Genomic DNA, 18,543 nt, shown 5'->3' on the forward strand with positions numbered 1-18,543 from the left:
CGCGCAACCTCACCTCCCTAGCGTGGACGGGTCGCCGGCCACCAGCCGGTCCCGCTATCCCAGGAGGAACCACCCATGCGCCCAGTCCTGACTGCCGCGGCAGCCGCCGCCCTGATCGCCGCCATGGCGAGCCCCGCCGTCGCCGCCCCGGAGAACGGCGCCGGCACGCCGTCGTCGAACGCTGCCGGAGCCGCCACGTCCGATCTCAAGGTCCACGAACGCAACGGGTCCTTCGACCTGCAGAGCCACCGCGGCGGCCGCGGTGAATGGACCGAGGAGTCTCTCGCCGCATTCTCCAACTCCCTGAAGCTGGGCGTGACCACCCTCGAGCTGGACACGCACCTGACCGAAGACGGCAAGGTGGTTGTCTGGCACGACGACACCATCCAGGCCGGCAAGTGCCTCGACACCGCGCCCGCCACTGCCGGCGACGCCGAATTCCCGTACGTGGGCGACCGCGTGGCCGAACTGTCACTGGCGCAGGTCAAGACCCTCAACTGCGGCTTTACACAGCTGGCCGGCTACCCGGAGCAGGACGTCATTGAAGGCAACCGGATCGCCGAGCTCAAGGACGTCTACCAGCTGGTCCGCGACACCAACGCCACGAAGGTCCGCTTCAATGTGGAAACCAAGGTGGAGAGCAGCGAGATCGGCGGCGCCGGCATGGAAGCGCTCACCAAGGCCGTGGTGGTCGAGATCTACAAGTCGGGCATGGCGGACCGCACCACCCTGCAGTCCTTCGACTGGTCCTCGCTGAACCTCGCCAAGGAGATCGCGCCCGAGCTTCCCCTCGTGGCGCTCTCCAGCGGTGACGCCTGGATGGGCGTGGGCCAGCCCGGCGCCAGCCGCAACCTGGGCGGCATCGACATCGACGACTACGACGGTTCCCTTCCGAAGGCCGCAGCTGCCCAGGGGTACGACGCCGTCTCCCCCACGTTCCGCTCCGTCACCGCCGGGATGATCGCCGAAGCCCACGAACTGGGCCTGCCCGTCATCCCGTGGACGGTGAACACCACCGCGGACATGGAGCGCCTGATGGACCTGGGCGTGGACGGCATCATCACCGACTACCCCACCCGCCTGCGCACCCTCATGGAGGAGCGCGGCCTGAAGCTGCCCAAGGCTTACGGGGTCAGGGGCTAAAACATTCCCCTTCGCTTCCTGCGGCACTTATAGACTGCTAAGGCATGCGTCCCTCGATTATTAGGAGAAGCCCATGAACTACAGCGGAAGCCCGTCCGAAAAGCCCGTCGCCGCCGGTGACCTTGACCGCAGCCATATCGGTCAGAGTGTGAGCTTTCAGGCGAATGACTTCACGGTTGTCTTTGGAACCATCGCCGGCATCGCCCGGACGGACGCCCAGGTGTACCTCTCCCTCCAAGGGGTGGGCGGCGGGACCCACCTGAAGGACGAGTACGACCTGCCTGTTGGTCACAACGTCTACCTCCAGTTGGACCCGTTGAGCAGCGCCGGGAAGTCACTTTCCGAGGTGGAGCGGGTCATCAAGGAGAAGTTCGACGAGATCAAGCACAACCTCCGGGACCGGGATCAGAAAACCGATTCCGAGTAACTCGCCCTAACAGACCAGGAACCCCGCAGACCACCGCTGCGGGGTTCCTGTTTGCTTTGCCCGAGCCGCAAACCCTGGACCCGGGACGACGGGCAGGCGGGCGCCGCTGTGGACATCCCAGACAATTGCAAAGAGTTCCTAGCAGCCAAGCGGTTTTTGTAGACCAGTGAAACTTCCCTTACGCCGTCAACAGCTCAGTAGCGTATCTATTCAGGGGCACTCCGTGATTGGCAGCCTCAATCGCCAGCCTGCGGTGGAGCTCAGGGGGTACCCGAAGGTTGAGCCTGCCACTAAACGTTTGGGTCGAAATTGGTTGCGGCACCGCTTCGCCAGATTCCCTAAGTTCGTCGATGACATCGGACACCAGGCGTTCGACGCCGCGAAGTGCCTCGAACTGATCCTCGTCCAGCCACGACAGCGAAGGGAACTCAAGGACAGTGGCAACGAACTCCTGGTCCTCCGGTGACCACTGCACCGAGTATCGGTACTGCGAAACCGGGGACGGAACGGCTGCTGCTTTTCGTGTGGACATCTACTTCTCCTTGCTCCGATCGATTGCGGCTAAGGCCTGTTTGACCTGATACGGCTTAGCCTTACCGTTCTTGTCCTGCAGATTAATTCTGGGATCCCCCGCCCAGGGCATTTTGAACATCGCGTTGTGGCTGCCAGAACCCGACCTAGGTTCGCCAAAATAGTGAGCGCAAAGTTTGAGCATGTCGCTATACGAGACATTCTCGGGTGATTTTCTAGCTTGCTGCTCGATCTTCTCGATGCTCGCCATATGACCATGGTGCCACTTTTGGCACCAAGGTTCAACGCGCCCTCGGCTTGTACTGCTGACTGAGTGGCGGTGAACATCCAGACCGACAGCAACCCCTGGACATGTGACCATTAGGTCACCTATTCTTAAACTGTGGACGCCGTATTCAAGGCCCTCGCCGACCCCACCCGCCGGGACCTGCTCGATGAGCTCTACCGGGAGGACGGGCAGACCCTCCATGCACTCGAGGCCCGCTTCGAGATGACCCGCTATGGGGTCATGAAGCACCTCAAGCTGCTGGAGGACGCCGGCCTGGTGGTCACCCGCCGCCGGGGCCGGGAGAAACTCCATTTCCTCAATCCGGTGCCCATCCGCCTGGTCCACGACCGCTGGGTCAGCAAGTATGCAGAACCATGGGCCGCTGCCCTCAGCGACCTCAAAACCCGATTGGAAAGTCCCATGGAAAAGATCTTCGAAATCTATATCAAGACCACTCCGGAACGGCTCTGGGAAGCCATCACGGACAGCGAGATCCGCAGCAAGTACCAGTTCGGCATGAACATCAGCTCGGACTGGACACCGGGGTCGCGGTTCGAGATGTCCCCCAACGGCGGGGACCTGCTGGGTGAGGGCGAGAACATCGAGGTTGATCCCCCGCGCAAACTCGTCCAGTCCATGCGCGCGCTGTGGGGCGAGGACGTCAAGGCCGAAGGCACCTCCCGCATCACGTGGGAGATCGAACCGGTGGGCGATTCCTGCCACCTCACCGTCACGCACGATCAGCTCCGCGAAGGTGCCAATGAGCAGCTTTACGGCGGCTGGCCGATGATCCTGTCCGGCCTGAAGACCTGGCTGGAAACCGGCGAGAAGCTCACCACCCCCGGCTCACTGATGTACACCTGACGCGACAGTCGCTGCGGAACATCACTGCCGGTCCCGGCGTTGAGGTGGTATGAGCAAACGCGTCCTCATCCCGGCTGTTCTGCTCGTGGCCGCCATGGTGTTCGCGGCCGGACTTTATCTGTTCCAGCCGTGGCGGATCTTCACGAGTTCCACCGTGACCGAGGACATCCCCACGGCTGCGCAGACCACTACCCCGGCTCCGGGACCATCGGTTGAGTCCTCCGCTGTGGCTGGTCCACGGGAAGTGGCAACGGGCAAACTCATCAGCCATGAACACGCCAGCAAGGGAAGCGTAAAGATCATCGAACTCGCTGACGGGAGCCGCATCCTCCGGTTCGAAGGCCTTGACACCTCCGATGGCCCGGACCTGCGGGTATGGCTCACCGACGCCCCCGTGATTGAGGGAACAGCAGGCTGGTACGTCTTCGACGACGGTGCACACCTGGATCTGGGCGCACTCAAAGCCAACAAGGGCGACCAGAACTACAAGATCCCTGCCGGGACGGTGCTGGGCGACTACCGTTCCGTCAGCATCTGGTGCGCACGGTTCGCCGTGTCGTTTGCCGCCGCAGAACTGAGTGTCTGAGCGTTGTCTTCCACCTTGCAGGCTATCGGCGAACAAGCCGCCACAGGGACGTGACCTCGGCCGCGCGCGCCTCGAACAGGGGATCGTCGCGGTCCGATGCCTTCGGATGCGTTGGCCTGGTGTCGAGCCGTTCCGTCACCTTCAGCCCGGCCGCCTCGATGGCGGCCAGCAGGTCCTCACGCGTCCGCAGGCCAAGGTGCTCGGCCAGGTCGGAGAGGACAAGCCAGCCCTCACCGCCCGGCTCCAGATGGTCAAGGAGTTCGTTCAGGAAGCGGAACAGCATCCTGCTCCCGGGGTCGTAGACGGCGTTGTCCAGGGTGGAATGCGGCGTGGCCGGAATCCAGGGCGGGTTGCAGACGATGAGCGGTGCCCGTCCGGGCGGGAACATGTCGGTCAGAACGGCCTCAGCACTGTCCTGGACACCGAGGTTCCGGAAATTCTCAGCGGCGCAGGCGATTGCACGCGGTTCATTGTCCGTAGCCACCACGCGGTGGACGCCGCGGCGGGCGAGGACGGCAGCGAGCACCCCGGTGCCGGTTCCGACGTCGAACGCCAGTGTGTCAGAGGGCAGCGCAGCGGCCGCCACGAGATCCACATACTCACTCCGGGTGGGGAAGAACGTGCCATAGTGCGGGTGGATGCGGCCCTGCAGGGCATCGACGTAGACGCCGTTCCGTCGCCACTCGTGGGCGCCGATTGCCCCGACCAGCTCATGCAGCGACACAACGGAGGATTCGCCGATATCGCCGTACGCTTCTGCGGCGGCCTCCCAGATGTCCGGCGCGCGGCGCAGCGGCACCACCGGGCCCGGATCAAGGGGAATCAGCAGCTGGCCGAGAATGCGTGCACGATGCGAGCGGGACTGGCGGTGCCGGTAGAACTTATCGGCCGGAGTTTGCGCGGTCTCTTTCTTTCCGGCGCCTATCCGCCGGTCCAGGGCGTTGAGGATCTGCCGCGCGTTGTGGAAGTCGCCGTGCCAGAGCATCGCGATCCCCTGTGACGCCATCCGGTTCGCATCATCGGCCGTGAGGGAGTCGGAGACCACTTCGACGCGCGTCGGCGCCGGCCTGCCGTTCGCCGAACGCCAGCGCGCGGTCATGCTGACACCGGCCTCGGACCAGGTCACGACGGCGGGCTCATCCACCGAGGCTGTGCGCGAGGGCTTGGGGACGGGCGTCGGGATTCCCACGGGAGCTGGCGTGTCAGTACTGATATAGATCCATTCCAAGAGTTTGGGGGCCGATCGGAGACCCGAATGGAGACTGACGATTGCGGCGGCGATTCGATGTTGTCCAACGCTGCGGCCCAGCATTCCAGACCGTCATCCGGCCGCGAACCCGGGCTATGTCGATGGCCGCTGGAGCCCTTGAACTACTTTGTCAGGATACAGGGGTGCCGTGGGTGGCCCTACAGCGAGGATCGGCGGCACCCACCCCGGGAGCCGCCGTCGTACTCCCCTACTCGGAGGCGTGTGGTGCGTTCAGTTCGCCTGCAATCTTCACTTCCAGCGCCGCCACCGTGACGTCGGGCAGGACGATGAGACCATCCAGTTCCCGCCGGGCGCGCTTGTACGCGGTTTGCCGTTCGGCAGGCGTCGCGGCGTTGTCGGACGCGATATTGAGCAGCTTCCTGGCCGTCGACAAACGCTGGCGCTCAAGCTCAGAGAAGTTGTGGTCCTTGATCCGCATGGCTTCGCGCTCTGCGACGTCGAATGCCAGCTCAAAGCCGTTAACTGCTGCCCGGTATTCCGCCAGCCGGGCCGCCGTCGCAATATCCCCCGGGGCGACTGGCCGCAAACCGTCCGCCGCCTTCTTCGCCCGGAGGAAAGCGACCGTAAGGGGCTCCCGCACATCCGTCATGACCGGGAAGTCGATGAGCTTCCCGACGTCGAGCTCGTAGTCCAGCCACCGCCGGTTCACGGCGTCGTGCGCTGCCATCAGGGCGGCAACCGCGGCCTGGCTGGCCTGTTCCGCCTGCACCGCCTGGTTCCTCAGTTCGTACAGCTCCACACGGCGACGGTGCCGGCGTTCGCTGGCCTTGGACCACTGCCTTGCCCACCCTCCGGCCATTCCGCTGAGAGGGAAGACTAGCCACCAGTAACTCCGAAGGAAGTCAAAGAATTGGTCCACAGATTCATCCTCCCACTGCCCCCGTCGCACCCCAAGGGGAGACCCTAGGCGCCATGGGCACCCAACCCGGGTGCCGTCGTCGTACTCCCCTGCGGCAGCGCCGATGCGTCACCGTGCGCTCACTGTTCCTTGGCGGGAGGTTGGATGGCTCAACCCGCCAGTTCGTTCAGGCGGGTCCGGAGGTAGCGCCGTTCGGCGTCGTTCTCAGTTAGGATCAACGCTTCTTCGAAGGCGACCCGGGCCTCGCCGAGACGGCCCAGCCGGGTCAGGAAGTCTGCGCGTGCCGCAGCCAGGTAGGGGTAGCGGGCCAGCTGGGGCTCGGCTCCGAGCGCATCCAGCTCCGCCAATCCTTCCGCCGGGCCCACCGCGAAGCCGAGTGCTATGGCCCGGTTGAGTTGGATGACGGGAGAGGGCCAGGTCTCCATGAGCAGGTCGTAGAGCCCAAGGATCTCCTGCCAGTCAGTGTCGGACCACGACCCGCTCTCGTCATGGACGGCCGCGATCGCCGCCATGAGGGCGAAGCGGCCCGGCGGCCGCGAGTTCAGCGCCTCGCGCAGGAGTGCCACCCCTTCTTCGATGGCCGGCCGGTCCCACTTCGACCGGTCCTGGTCCTCCATCAGCACGAGTTCGCGGTGTTCATCGAGCCGGGCGCCCCTGCGCGCGTCGGTGAGCACAACGAGTGCCAGGAGCCCGACGACGTCGAGGTCATGGGGAAGCAGGACACGGAGCATTCTCGCCAGCTCTAGGCCGCGTTCCGCGAGGTCACGGCGCATCAGGTCCGCTCCGGACGGGGCGGTGTGCCCGGTGGTGTACACCAGGTAGACGACGGACAGCACGCCGTCGACGCGTTCGTGCAGCTCGGACGCAGCTGGCACGCGGTAAGGGATGTGCGCGGCCGCGATTTTCTATTTCGCCCGGGTGATCCGCGCCGCCATCGTGGCCTCGGGCAGCAGAAATGCCCGGGCCACATCAGCGGTGGACAGACCGCACAGGAGCCGCAGTGTCAGGGCCACCTGGGCGTCCAATGCCAGGGCCGGGTGGCAGCAGGTGAAGATCAACCGCAGCCGGTCATCGGCAATGTCTTCCGAGTCCCGGCCCGGCTCGTCCTCTGCATACTCCTCCGGGTCGAAAAGCTTGGGGAGCGCCCGCTGGGCCGTGACGGCGCGGCGGTGCATATCCAGGGCCCGCCGGCGAGCGGTCACGGTGAGCCACGCGCCGGGGTTCTTCGGGATGCCGCGCGGACCCCATGTGGACAAGGCACTGGCGTATGCGTCCTGGACGGCTTCCTCAGCGGTGTCGATATCACCGGCAACACGGACGGTGGCCGCCAGCACGAAGGCCCACTCCCTGCGGTGCGCATCGGCAACCGCGGCAGCAACCTCCGAACTGGCGGCCGGCGGCATCAGCTGACCATTCGCACGGGCCGGACCTCTACCCCGACGCCGGCGGGAACCTCCTTGGCGATCTCCAGCGCCTCATCGAGGTCGCCAGCCTCAATCAGGTAGTAGCCGCCCAGCGTCTTCTTCGACTCGGCGAAAGGACCATCTGTCACCGAGAATCCGCCCGCTCCGTCGCGCCGGATGGACGTCGCCGTCGACGGTTGGCTGCAGCGCGGCCCCGTGGACCAGGGACGCACCGCGGCGCTGTTGGAACTCCTGGTAGGGGGCGCTCATGGCCTCACCGTCGGATTGTTTCGCCGCTTCATCCTGGAAGATCAGGACCAGATACTTTGACATTTTCGTACTCCCTTCGTGGAACTCTGCTTCGAGCATTCACTGCATCGACGCCGAAGACCTCGCCGTCGCCAGGGCCGTCCGTCCCGGCCCTTACTCATACGACGCACACCGGAAGCTCAGATCGACAACTACGACCAGAGTTCCAAAAGAAGCCACCCCATGCCAAGGGTTTTATCTGTGGTACCCGGAGATACCCGAGCGCGAAAAGCAGTGAGTCCCCCCATCCGGCCATGTTGCTCGCCACTCGGAGTAGCCTGAATCTATGGGCTCCGAAGTCCGCGTCCTCAGGCTCCGCACCGGCGTCACGGTGCCGTGCCTGGTGCAGGGGGACGCCGCTGCACCGCCGGTCCTGCTGCTGCATCCGTGGGGCGAATCCCGCCGAACCTTTGACCGTCTGGTTCCCCTCCTGACCGGTTACAGAATTTATGCTCCCGACCTTCGCGGGCAGGGCGGGGCCGACAAACCGGAGGACGGCTACTCCCTGGCGGAGCAGGCAGAAGACGCCGCAGCGATCCTGGACGCCCTCGACATGGCGAGTGCCGCCGTCGTCGGTTCCTCCAGCGGAGGTTACGTGGCCCAGCAGCTCGCCATCTCCCATCCCGAAAAAGCCGCCGCGCTGGTGCTGGTGGGCTCGCCCCTGAGCCTCCACGGCCGGGCCCCGTTTGCGGATGAAGTCGATGCTTTGACGGACCCCCTTGACGAGCGCTGGGTCCGGAATTCACTTTCTTGGTTCCCGTTGATGCACGCGGTGCCCGAGTGGTTCATCGATGACCGCGTGAGCGATGGACTCCGGATGCCCGCCCACGCGTGGAAAGCCATCCTGAACGGCCTGTGCGAGACCGCACCGCCCACGGAATTGGGAAGAATCCAGGCGCCCACGCTGATCCTGTACGGCGGGCGCGACACCCTGCTGCCACGCGCTGACCAAGAGACCCTGGCGTCCCGGATAGCGGGATCCTCGCTGAAGGTGTACCCCGATGTGGCACATTTAGTCTTGTGGGAGGTTCCGGGGCGGGTCGCCGACGATGCGGTGGCGTTCCTCCGTTCCCTGGGCTGAGGCTCAGGGACTGCTCACACCCCCGCAACTGAAGCGCCGCCGTGGTGATTTCCAAGCAAGAATTGCCGCGTCCAGGGCAGGCCGGGGGCGGTAAGTTGTGGAGCGCGCGTGGCCCTAAGAGCTTGAACGGGGATGCATGATCTTCATCTGGTCCCAGGTCCGTTCGGACGCGGCGATGTTCTTGTTTGACCGCTCACGGTCCAGGGAAGCGAGTTCGACGGCGATCGCCTGGACCGCGGCGACGGCACCGGTCAGTGACGGGAAAAAGCCCGCGCCTTCGGTGGGAACAACTATCCGCTGCTCGGCGTGCTCGGCCACGGGAGAGCCGGCGCTGTCCGTGATCGACGCGATGGTGGCGCCCACGTTGTGGGCGATCTCGACGGCGCGCATGGTGCTGTCGTAAACCCTCCACAGGCTGATCACGATCACCAGGTCCTCGGAGGTCACCCGCGCGAGGGTATTCGTCAGTGCAGCGACATCAGCGTCGAGCAGCCGGACGTTATAGCCGGCAATGACCGCGTTATGTTCCAACGCCTTCCCCGGGATGGCGTAGCTTCCGGCGGCAACAATCAGGGTCTGCCGCGCGCCCGCGATCGCCTCTGCGATGGAGCGGACGGTAGCCGGATCGAGGGTGCGCTCAAGATGAGCCAGATTGGCCCGGTCCGTGGAGACGGCGGCCTGGGCAGGGCTGCTGACGTGGCCGTTATGCTCAGCCGCGACCTCGAGGGCGCTCAGCGACGCCAGGAACCTTGAGCGGAGCTCGAACTGGAAGTCCGCCCAGCCCTTGAATTCCAGTGCCTGCGCGGTCCTGGTCACGGTGGAAGCGTTCGACGACGCCGCTGCCGCGATGTCGCTGACTGAACCGTAGGAGGCGAGGCGGGGCTGTGAACGGAGGATGCCGATGACCTGCATCTGCCGGGCGGCCAGTTTCCGTCCTTGCACACGGCTGTCCAGCCACTCGGTTACCGAGGAGGCGTTAATTTCTTGTTTCACCTATTGACCTACCTCACACTCTGGCCGTAACTTCAATACATCGCATCTGCACAGACTTGTGCATATTCCTCAAAATGTACAACTTGGCCCACTTTGGCAGGAATCACCATGTCTCTCACAGCACGCTTGGACCGCCTGGCTCTCAGTCGTCCACACTACAAGCTTCTCCTCATTGGAGGCCTCGGCTACTCGTTCGACGGCATGGACGGGGCAGTGGTCGCCTTCCTGCTCCCGCGCATCCAGGAACTGTGGGGCCTCAGCAACGCAAGCCTTGGGCTGGTGGGTTCCGCCGCCCCGCTTGGCTTCTTCTTCGGAGCCATCCTCTCGGGATGGATGGGCGACCGGTTTGGCCGCAAGAAGGTGATGCTCTGGGCCCTTGCCTTCTACTGCGTCATGTCCGTGGTGGCGGCCATGGCTCCCAACTTCGAAGTCTTCCTCATTGCACGGATCTTTGCAGGCCTGGGTGCCGGGGCCGAAAGCGTCATCATCGCGCCGTTCCTGTCTGAGTTCATTCCCCCGAAGCGTCGCGGCTGGTTCATCGGAACCCTGGCCGGGTTCTTCTCCTTCGGCTTCGTTGGTGCGGCACTGATTGGCCGCTTTGTTGTCCCCTTGGGCGAGGACGGCTGGCGCTGGGCCCAAGTGATCACTGCCGTTCCGATCCTCCTCCTGCTGTGGTGGCGCCGAAGCCTGCCTGAATCCCCCCGCTTCCTCATCAGCCGTGGCCGCATCGCTGAAGCCACGCAGGTGGTTGAGCGCTTTGAGCAGAGCGTCGTGAAGGCAACCGGCAAGCAACTCACTCCGCTCACCGCCGGGAACGAAGAGATCGCCAAGCACGAGCAGAAGATCACCATCTGGAACGCCCTCAAGTTCATGTGGTCCAGGGCCATGCGCCGCCGGACCGCTGTCATCTGGCTGATCTGGTTCGTGATCACGTTCTCCTACTACGGCTTCTTCTCCTGGATCCCCACCCTGCTGGTGGGCCGCGGCATTACCGTCACCAAGAGCTTCGAGTACTCCATCATCATTTACCTCGCGCAGATTCCCGGCTATTTCTCCGCCGCCTGGCTCAACGACAGGATCGACCGGAAGAACACCATCGCCCTGTATCTGACCGGATCGGCGCTGAGCGCTTTTTGGCTGAGCCAATCCAACGACTCCGGGATGATCCTGGTGGCCGCAGCAACGTTGTCCTTCTTCCTGAACGGCACCTACGCCGGTGTCTACGCGTACACGCCGGAACTGTTCCCCACCTGGATGCGCGCCACGGGCGTCGGCCTGGCCAGTGCCGTGGGCCGTATCGGCAGCATCCTGGCACCGTCCATCATTGGCATCTTCTCGGTGGCCCTTGGCTTCGGCGGAGTGTTCGTCATGACAACGGTGGTCCTGACCATCGGCGTCCTGGGTGTCGTCATCTTCGGCGCATCCACCGCGGGCAAATCCCTGGAGGACATCAATGCCCGCGCCGAACATGATCCGGCACCGGCAGGAACGGGACAAAAATGAGCGGAATAACGGACCCCATGACAGCGGACGCAGTGTTTCAGGAGACCTTCAAGGAGATGCGGCGGGATCCCGGCGTCGTCCTCTTCACAGCCCTCCAGTGGATTCCCGAACGGTCCAGCCTTCGGCGGCTCTTCACCAGCCACCCGGAAGATTACCCGGTGGGCGGCGAGAAGACCGTCGAAATCTCCCCGGGCTGGCTGGGAACGGTGATTGAAGACAAGAAGCCGTTCCTGGCCCCAGACCTGAACGCGCTGCGTGAAGTCTTCGCCGATTCCGAGCTCATCCAGCAGCTCGGCTGCGGTGCGGTCATCAACGTTCCCGTCCTCGACGACGGCCGCAACGTCGTCGGCGTCCTTGCCCTGCTGGACGCCGAAGGCCGCTACACGCACCACAGTGTGGAAACCGCCGTCGACGTCGTCAACCGGAACCTGGCAGACCTCACCGAAGCCTTTGCCGCCCACCCCACCGAAGTCCCCGGGAAGGACACAGTTTAATGAGCACCACCCCTAACACCCAGGCCCCCACTGACGACGTGGCCGGCAGCGCTCCCCTGGTGATCCGCAACGCCAGCGTCCTGGACGTCGAGGCGGGAACCTACTCCGTTGCCGACGTCGTCAGTATTGACGGAAAGATCAGCAGCATCGGTCCGGATGCCGAAGCGCCCTCCGGAGCCCGCGTGATCGACGGCACCGGCAAGTTCGTCCTTCCGGGGCTCATCGACTGCCACGTCCACGTGGTCGCCTCCAGCGCCGACTTCCGCTCGCTGACATGGACACCGGCCTCATACGTCTACGCGCAGACCGCACGGATCATGGGCCAGATGCTGCGCCGCGGCTTCACCACTGTCCGCGACCTCTCCGGCGCCGATTTTGGCCTGGCGATGGCACAGCAGGAAGGCCTGCTCGACGGGCCCAAAATCCACTTTTGCGGGCACGCGCTCAGCCAGACCGGCGGCCATGGCGACATGCGCCTCCCGGGCGAAGACCATGAGCCCAACGGCCGTGGATGCTGTGGGATCGGCCGCGTAGCTGACGGGGTGGACGCCGTCCGGGCCGCCGCGCGGGATGAACTGCGCAAAGGCGCCCACCACATCAAGATCATGGCCTCCGGCGGAGTTTCCTCGCCCACGGACCGCATCGACTCCACCCAGTACTCGATGGAGGAGATGCGTGCAGCCGTGGAGGAGGCCGAGGCCGCCAACCGCTACGTCGCGGCCCACGCCTACACGGCGCGTGCCATCAACCGTGCCCTCGAGGCCGGTGTCCGGTCAATCGAGCACGGCAACCTGCTCGACGACGAGAGCCTCCGCCTGTTCCTCGAAAAGGACGCCTTCCTGGTGCCCACCCTGGTCACCTACTGGGCGCTCAAGGAGGAGGGCAGGAGCTTCGGCCTCACCGAAGAAATGTGGGCCAAGGTGGACTCGGTACTCAGCAGCGGCCTCGAAGCCATCGCCCGCGCGCACGAAGCCGGCGTCAAGATGGCTTTCGGAACTGACCTCCTTGGCGGCATGCACCGCCACCAGAACGAACAGTTCCGGCTTTTGGGGAAGGTCCAGCCGGCTATCGATGCCATCCGCTCGGCAACCACGACGGCGGCCCTGCTCCTCGGGCGCGAAGGCGAGATCGGCGTCGTGGCACCCGGCGCGGACGCAGACATGCTGGTGCTGTCAGCTGACCCGCTTGCCGACATTGCCGTGCTGGCCGACATTGCCGACCATCTGGACGTGTTGATTCAGAACGGGCGGGTGGTCAGCCCCTAGCGTTCGTTGTTTTTGCGGGAGCAGCTCGACGCCGTCGGAACCCCTCTAGCCAGAATGCGTAAAATCAAGATAATGTATTCCTTGTCAAAGGATGCACATTCCTGCTGCCCGGCAAAGCCGCCGGAGCGAGTGAAAGTGCATCTCAACGGCGCGTGCCGCCGCCGCGAAAGGAACCACATCATGAATTACGCAAGCTTCACAGCCGCAGACGGCTCCCCCACCTGGGGCATTATTGAAGACGGTCAAGCGTACGATCTCGGCCCCAGCGGGGCCAACCTTGCCCGCACACTCCGCGCCGCCGTCGAGCAGGGCATCTTCGGCACGGTGGGTGACGGGTTCCGCAGCGCCCCGTCCCGCGCGGAAGAGGACATCGAGTTCCTCCCCGCCGTGACCGACCCCGGCAAGATCATCTGCATCGGCGTGAACTACCGCAGCCACCAGCAGGAATCCGGTAAGACGGAGCAGAAGGCCCCCACCATCTTCACCCGCTTTGCGGACTCCCAGATGGGACACCTGCAGCCGGCCCAGATGCCCGCCACCACCACCAAGTTCGACTACGAAGGCGAAATGGCCCTGGTGATCGGCAAGGAAGCCTTCCACGTGGCCGAAGAGGATGCGTTCGAGTACGTTGCCGGCTACGCCGCGTACAACGACCTTTCCGTCCGCGACTGGCAGCTCGCCGCCTCCCAGTGGATCCCGGGCAAGAACTTCCCGGGCACCGGCGGCTTTGGCCCCTACCTGGTCCCGGCCGCAGACCTCGGCGACGTCAATGAACTGACCCTGGAAACCCGCGTCAACGGCGACATCCGCCAGAAGGCCTCCGTTGCGGACCTGTACTTCTCCATTCCGCAACTGATCGCCTATGTCACAGGCTTCACCAGGCTCTCCCCCGGCGACGTGATCGTCACGGGCACCCCCGGCGGCGTGGGACTGTTCATGGAACCCTCCGGACTCCTCTCCGAAGGGGACGTCGTCGAAGTGGAAATCACCGGCCTGGGCACCCTGGCAAACACCGTGGAACTGGTCTCCTGACCCGCCCCGGGCCCGCCCAACCGCATCTTTCAGAAACGGAACTTTGATCGCATGGACACAATCACAGAAACCGACGTGCTGGTCATCGGGGCGGGCCCCATCGGCCTGGCCGCGGCCAACCTGCTGGCGGACCAGGGCGTCAACGTGATGCTCGTGGAACGCCACGCGGGCACCAGCGACGAGCCCCGGGCCATCAGCGTCACCGACGAGACGCTCCGGGTCATGCAGCAGATCGGCATTATGGACCGGCTGGCGCCGGAGATGCTCATGGATACCGGCGCCCGCTACTTCGGCCGGAAGGAACAGCTCCTGGCCGAGGTGTATCCCGCCAGCCCGCGGCTGGGCCAGCCCGGCAAATCGCAGTTCGACCAACCGGTCATGGAGTCCCTGCTGCTGGACGCCGCCAGAGACCGGCCGCGGATCGACATCCGCTTCAACACCGAGGCCTTCCGCATCACGGACGGCCCCACGTACGCGGACACGGTGCTGATCGACGACGGCGGCAAGCACACCGTCCGCTCCAAATGGGTGGTGGCGTGCGACGGCGGCCGCAGCCCGGTCCGCTCCCAGCTCGGCATCCCGATGGAAGGTTCCACCCAGACCCAGAAATGGATCGTGGTGGACACCATCAACAGCCCCAGCGAACCGGAGCGGTTCTCCGAGTTCCATTGCAACGGGACACGTCCCGTGGTGGTGGTTCCCGGAGCCAAGGGCCGCCGCCGCTACGAGTTCATGCTCCTGCCCGGCGAGGAGGCCGCGGAAGTGACCTCCCCGGAGGCCATCATCAGGCTCATCGCACCATTCCAGGCGATCACCGCCGCGGACATCCGGCGCGCAGCCGTCTACGTGGCACATCAGCGCGTCGCGCTGACCTACCGCGTCGGCCGTGTTCTCCTGGCCGGGGACGCCGCGCACATGATGCCGCCATTCGCGGGCCAGGCCCTGAACGCCGGCATCCGGGACGTCGCCAACCTCGCCTGGAAAATCGCCGCGAACGTCCACGGCACCGGCACCGACGCCCTGGTGAACACCTACCAGGCGGAGCGCCGTCCGCACGCGGTGGACATGGTGCGCTTGTCCCACCGGATCGGCAAGGTGGTCATGAACGTCAACCCGGTGCTCACTGCCATCCGCGACGCCGCCATCACCGCCTCCGGCATCGTTCCCTCTGCCAAAGGCTGGCTGGCCGGCATGAAGTTCCTCAAGCAGCCGTACTTCACCGACGGCTGCGTGGCGGATTCAAGCACTGCCGTTCCGAAGGGGGCTGCTGCCGCCCTGGTGGGCCGCTCCCTGGCCCAGCCCCAGGTCACGCTGCCCACCGGCGACGCCGTCCCGCTGGACACCGTCCTCGGCACCGGCTGGGCACTGCTGTACTTCCCGTACGACCGCCGTGCCCCGTTTGAGGTCCGGCGGGTTGACACGGTTGGGAGCAGCACCGGGGAGACCGACGGAGGTGCGCGCCTGGCGCTGACGGGCGCCACACCCGTCACCGGCGCCAGCGGCGCTTTCGCCACTGTCGAGGGCAGCGGTGTGACGCTCGTGGTGCGGCCGGACCGTTACGTTGCGGCAGCCATGACCCCGGCCAACGCCCAGGCCACGCTGGAAGCACTCGGCGCCTACGTACCGGAACTGGCCCGCCTGCAGCACGCAAAAACAGGGCTGCCCGCCACGCGCTGACAGCCGCGGGCACAGGCCGGCAGGCAAAGATGCGCAAAAGGAGCGGGGAGGCCACACGGCCTCCCCGCTCCTTTTGCTGTCCCTGCAACCCGGGGTTATGTTCCGGCTGATAATTCGGTTCTTGGGGCACCAAGTGACCCCGCGCTGCTGCGGGTTAGCGCGAACGACGGCGGGGCCGCACCCGGTGGGATCGGAATCCCCGGTGCGGCCCCGCCGTCGTGCTGTGAAAGCTTTAGACCTCGCCGCCGTGGCGCTCGATCACGTCGCTGGCCAGCTCCTTGCCGAAGGCAGTGTGCAGGCGCAGTGCCTCGGCGGCCCGCCCCCGGTCACGGTCCTTCAGCGCCGCCGTCAGCTCAACAATGTGGCTGTGGTCCATCTTCCGGGCCCACTCCTCACTGTTCAGCGCCTCGCGCCACACCGTGCCGATGCCCAGCCGGCGGTACGCGTCCGTGAGCTGCGTGGAGCCGGCCACGCTCACCAGGCGGTTGTGGTACTTCGCGTTGGTTTTGAGGAACGTGTCCAGCGCATCCTTGCCGCCCTGGCGTAGCAGGGCAAGCTCGTCTGTGAGTCGACCCAGCTCCGCAATATCCTCATCCGTGAACTTGTCCAGGTGGCTGGCGATGACGCCGAGTTCAATGGTGAGCCGGCCATCGTAGACGTTGTCCGTGAGCTGCCGGGTGATGGGTGCGGGCAGGAATTCGCCCCTGTCCCCGCGGGTCACCAGGGATTCGGCGGTCATCTTCACCAGGGCATTGTGCACGTTGTGCGGATCGGATTTGGCCTGCGCCGCGATCTCCACCGGATCCAGTTCGTGGTGCAGCGCAGTGCGCCGGCCCAGCACCCATTCACGCACGGCGTCGTAGGCGGCGAGCTCCTTGACCCGCTCCAGCCGCCCGAAGGCGCCGCGGAAGTACGCCAGCGGCTGGCCCGCACCGGCGCCGGCCTCCGTGACCTGGCCCAGGAACACGGTGTGCGTGCCGCCGGTGGGGGTTTCGGCAACCCGGCACACGATGGTGGCCAGGGCACCATCCAGCATGGGCACGCCTTCCGCCGACAAGGTGACCGGGACGCCGTCGAACTTGTCCCCGCCCTTGCGCCCGAACTGCATGGCGAGGTCGCTCTGGTCCTCCGAGAGGATGTTGATGCCGAACATTCCGGCCTTCAGCACGGCGTCGTGCGTGGAGCTCGCGCGGTTAAGGCAGGCGAGCATCATGGGCGGCTCCATGGACAGCGACGACACTGCTGACGCCGTCGTGCCGTAAAACTCGCCGTCCACCACGGTGGTAATCACCGTGACGCCGCTGGCGAAGTGGCCTACCACGTGCCGGAAAACTGCGGGATCAACGGTGATCTCCGCGGCGGGAACAACCTGATGTGTATTCACTTCTATCCTCCTGGATGTATTACTGGTGAAAGTCGGGGGTCAAGAGATTGATGAGCGGCGCCAGGCTGTCGAGCTGCTCAAGGTGCTGCACGAGCTCGACCGCTTCCTCTGCATTGCTACGCGGGATCCTGCCGCCGAACGCGGCATTCGCGTAGTACTTGTCCAGGATCTCCGCCTCGCTCAGGGGGCTGGCGTAGATATCGCCCCTGGGCACGTCGGTCCTGGCCCTCAGCACAGAGCCGTCCCGGAGCCGCAGCTCCACCTCGGCGGTAAGGGATTCTGCGGGAGGCAGCGACCCCACCAGACGGATTTTGTCCAGCAGCCGGTGCAGGCGGGGATCCTGCATGTGTTCCAAGGTGAGGTGTTCGGGCCGGACCGTTTTGTACATCAGCGCCGTGGCCGCGGTGAACCGGATGCTGAAGGCGCCGGAGACCTCCGGGCATTCGCCGATGACGAAGGGCTGGCCCACAAATCCATTCAGGGTCCGCGGTGTTACGTGAATGAGGATTTCCTCGATCTTGTCCTCGTTGAGGCTGTTCCGGGTGGCCAGCTGCACGCAGGCGTCCAACGAGGGGTGGCTGGCCCGACACGAAGCCCACGGCTTGATCACGCAGTCCGCGTAGAAAACCTCGCCGAGCCTGCGGGTCGCCTTCTCCGGCGCCGGCTCCGAGCAGTACATCTCGAAGAACCCGTGGCGGCCGCCGATGGGGTCCGCCGGACCGGTGAACCCGGCCCGTGCCAGCTCCGCGGACACAATCGAGTTCCGCGCCGCAAACGCCATGGGCAGTTTGAACGCCAGGGACTGGTCGAAAATGTTGGCCACGGTGCCGGACAGCTGGTTGACCGCCAGGCCCAGTGCGTTCCGGGTCTGGTCCGCAGTGAGCCCCATGAGCTTGGCGGCAACGGCGGTGCCGCCGAGGCCGTTCACGGTGCCGGTGTTGTCCTGGCCACCATAGACGTCAAAGCCCGACGCCGCGGCGAGCCGCGCCGTGAGGTCGTCCCCGGTGATCAGCGCAGTGAGCAGGTCCCTTCCGGAGGAGTTTTGCTGCTCGGCCACCGCCAGGGCCACCGGAACCGTGGTCCCGCTGATGTGCGCTGCCGTCTGCGTGTGGTCCTCGTATTCGGCGCCGATCGGCTCGAAGTCGTAGGACCGCATCATCACGGCGTTGACCATGGCGGCGTTGTGCGCCGGGAGGTGGACGCCGTGGACCAGCACCCGCGCTTCCGGGGCCCCGCCCCAGGTCCGCGCCAGGTTCAGCAGCGCGTCGTTCCCTTGGGCACGGTGGCCTGCGGCGATGTTGCCGAGCGAGTCGAGGACCCGGACTTTCGCCCGGGCCACAGCGTTCGCGTCAAAGTGGTCGAAGCCGGTGCCGGCGACATGCCGGGCCACAATGGCTGTCATGTTCCCGGCACTCGTTTCGAGTCCGGCGTCCTCGGTGGTCTGGGCGGTCATG

General features: G+C 65.3%; 20 protein-coding genes. 10 read left to right on the forward strand and 10 right to left on the reverse strand.

The annotated features are described in order from the left end of the window. Positions 1-75 precede the first annotated feature (75 nt). Together J2808_RS11560 and J2808_RS11565 are read left to right on the forward strand one after the other, a co-directional pair. A complete protein-coding gene (locus J2808_RS11560) occupies positions 76-1,143 on the forward strand; it encodes a glycerophosphodiester phosphodiesterase family protein (protein WP_309816267.1) in 1,068 nt (355 codons plus the stop codon). Positions 1,144-1,216: 73 nt separating this feature from the next. Continuing rightward, positions 1,217-1,570 carry a hypothetical protein gene (locus tag J2808_RS11565; RefSeq protein WP_309816271.1) on the forward strand — a complete coding sequence of 118 codons (354 nt, stop codon included), beginning with the start codon at positions 1,217-1,219 and terminating at the stop codon, positions 1,568-1,570. 178 nt (positions 1,571-1,748) lie between these two features. On the opposite strand, the gene J2808_RS11570 is transcribed toward J2808_RS11565, so the two are convergent. Beyond that, positions 1,749-2,102 carry a type II toxin-antitoxin system HicB family antitoxin gene (locus tag J2808_RS11570; RefSeq protein WP_309816274.1) on the reverse strand — a complete coding sequence of 118 codons (354 nt, stop codon included), beginning with the start codon at positions 2,100-2,102 and terminating at the stop codon, positions 1,749-1,751. Continuing rightward, the gene (locus tag J2808_RS11575; RefSeq protein ID WP_309816279.1) at positions 2,103-2,351 is read right to left on the reverse strand and encodes a toxin HicA; all 249 of its coding nucleotides are present in this window, start codon (positions 2,349-2,351) and stop codon (positions 2,103-2,105) included. It lies immediately after the preceding gene. A gap of 132 nt (positions 2,352-2,483) precedes the next feature. Between J2808_RS11575 and J2808_RS11580 the strand changes: the two genes are divergently transcribed. Both J2808_RS11580 and J2808_RS11585 read left to right on the forward strand, forming a co-directional pair. Continuing rightward, positions 2,484-3,233 carry an ArsR/SmtB family transcription factor gene (locus tag J2808_RS11580; RefSeq protein ID WP_309816281.1) on the forward strand — a complete coding sequence of 250 codons (750 nt, stop codon included), beginning with the start codon at positions 2,484-2,486 and terminating at the stop codon, positions 3,231-3,233. A 49-nt stretch (positions 3,234-3,282) separates the two neighbouring features. Then, a complete protein-coding gene (locus tag J2808_RS11585) occupies positions 3,283-3,819 on the forward strand; it encodes a DM13 domain-containing protein (RefSeq protein WP_309816285.1) in 537 nt (178 codons plus the stop codon). A gap of 22 nt (positions 3,820-3,841) precedes the next feature. On the opposite strand, the gene J2808_RS11590 is transcribed toward J2808_RS11585, so the two are convergent. The 5 genes from J2808_RS11590 to J2808_RS11610 form a co-directional block, all read right to left on the reverse strand. After that, entirely contained in the window at positions 3,842-4,918 is a 1,077-nt protein-coding gene (locus J2808_RS11590) for a methyltransferase (protein WP_397428047.1), read from the reverse strand. A 358-nt stretch (positions 4,919-5,276) separates the two neighbouring features. Continuing rightward, positions 5,277-5,948 carry a hypothetical protein gene (locus J2808_RS11595; RefSeq protein ID WP_309816290.1) on the reverse strand — a complete coding sequence of 224 codons (672 nt, stop codon included), beginning with the start codon at positions 5,946-5,948 and terminating at the stop codon, positions 5,277-5,279. A 149-nt stretch (positions 5,949-6,097) separates the two neighbouring features. Then, the gene (locus J2808_RS11600) at positions 6,098-6,823 is read right to left on the reverse strand and encodes an RNA polymerase sigma factor (RefSeq protein ID WP_309816292.1); all 726 of its coding nucleotides are present in this window, start codon (positions 6,821-6,823) and stop codon (positions 6,098-6,100) included. Positions 6,824-6,853: 30 nt separating this feature from the next. Next, positions 6,854-7,351, reverse strand: a complete 498-nt coding sequence (locus J2808_RS11605) for a sigma factor-like helix-turn-helix DNA-binding protein (RefSeq protein ID WP_309816295.1) — start codon at positions 7,349-7,351, stop codon at positions 6,854-6,856. Then, positions 7,351-7,500: a YciI family protein gene (locus J2808_RS11610; protein ID WP_309816298.1), complete on the reverse strand. Its 150-nt coding sequence runs from the start codon at positions 7,498-7,500 to the stop codon at positions 7,351-7,353. The genes J2808_RS11605 and J2808_RS11610 overlap by 1 nt, the downstream gene beginning before the upstream one ends. Positions 7,501-7,946: 446 nt before the next feature. Here J2808_RS11610 and J2808_RS11615 point away from each other — a divergent pair, with 446 nt between their 5' ends. Then, positions 7,947-8,741, forward strand: a complete 795-nt coding sequence (locus tag J2808_RS11615; protein WP_309816299.1) for an alpha/beta fold hydrolase — start codon at positions 7,947-7,949, stop codon at positions 8,739-8,741. 114 nt (positions 8,742-8,855) lie between these two features. Here the strand turns inward: J2808_RS11615 and J2808_RS11620 are convergent, their stop codons facing one another. Further along, positions 8,856-9,734, reverse strand: coding sequence for a MurR/RpiR family transcriptional regulator (locus J2808_RS11620; RefSeq protein ID WP_309816301.1), 879 nt, complete (start codon positions 9,732-9,734; stop codon positions 8,856-8,858). A 108-nt stretch (positions 9,735-9,842) separates the two neighbouring features. Here J2808_RS11620 and J2808_RS11625 point away from each other — a divergent pair, with 108 nt between their 5' ends. The 5 genes from J2808_RS11625 (at position 9,843) to J2808_RS11645 (ending at position 15,705) form a co-directional block, all read left to right on the forward strand. Further along, a complete protein-coding gene (locus J2808_RS11625) occupies positions 9,843-11,237 on the forward strand; it encodes an MFS transporter (protein WP_309816304.1) in 1,395 nt (464 codons plus the stop codon). Next, positions 11,234-11,731, forward strand: coding sequence for a GAF domain-containing protein (locus J2808_RS11630; RefSeq protein WP_309816306.1), 498 nt, complete (start codon positions 11,234-11,236; stop codon positions 11,729-11,731). Before J2808_RS11625 ends, J2808_RS11630 begins: the two co-directional genes overlap by 4 nt. Beyond that, on the forward strand, positions 11,731-12,996 hold the full coding sequence (locus tag J2808_RS11635) for a metal-dependent hydrolase family protein (RefSeq protein ID WP_309816310.1): 1,266 nt from the start codon (positions 11,731-11,733) through the stop codon (positions 12,994-12,996). Before J2808_RS11630 ends, J2808_RS11635 begins: the two co-directional genes overlap by 1 nt. 180 nt (positions 12,997-13,176) lie before the next feature. After that, positions 13,177-14,028, forward strand: coding sequence for a fumarylacetoacetate hydrolase family protein (locus tag J2808_RS11640; protein WP_309816313.1), 852 nt, complete (start codon positions 13,177-13,179; stop codon positions 14,026-14,028). Positions 14,029-14,052: 24 nt separating this feature from the next. Continuing rightward, positions 14,053-15,705: an FAD-dependent monooxygenase gene (locus J2808_RS11645; protein ID WP_309816723.1), complete on the forward strand. Its 1,653-nt coding sequence runs from the start codon at positions 14,053-14,055 to the stop codon at positions 15,703-15,705. 232 nt (positions 15,706-15,937) lie between these two features. On the opposite strand, the gene J2808_RS11650 is transcribed toward J2808_RS11645, so the two are convergent. Both J2808_RS11650 and J2808_RS11655 read right to left on the reverse strand, forming a co-directional pair. After that, positions 15,938-17,089 (reverse strand): flavin reductase, encoded by a 1,152-nt coding sequence (locus J2808_RS11650; RefSeq protein WP_309816316.1) that lies wholly within the window; start codon positions 17,087-17,089, stop codon positions 15,938-15,940. A gap of 19 nt (positions 17,090-17,108) precedes the next feature. Then, a complete protein-coding gene (locus tag J2808_RS11655) occupies positions 17,109-18,542 on the reverse strand; it encodes an MmgE/PrpD family protein (protein ID WP_309816319.1) in 1,434 nt (477 codons plus the stop codon). Position 18,543: the final 1 nt, after the last annotated feature.

Origin of the sequence: Pseudarthrobacter sulfonivorans (genome assembly GCF_031454915.1) — a bacterium.
Taxonomy (GTDB): Bacteria; Actinomycetota; Actinomycetes; order Actinomycetales; family Micrococcaceae; genus Arthrobacter; species Arthrobacter sulfonivorans_C.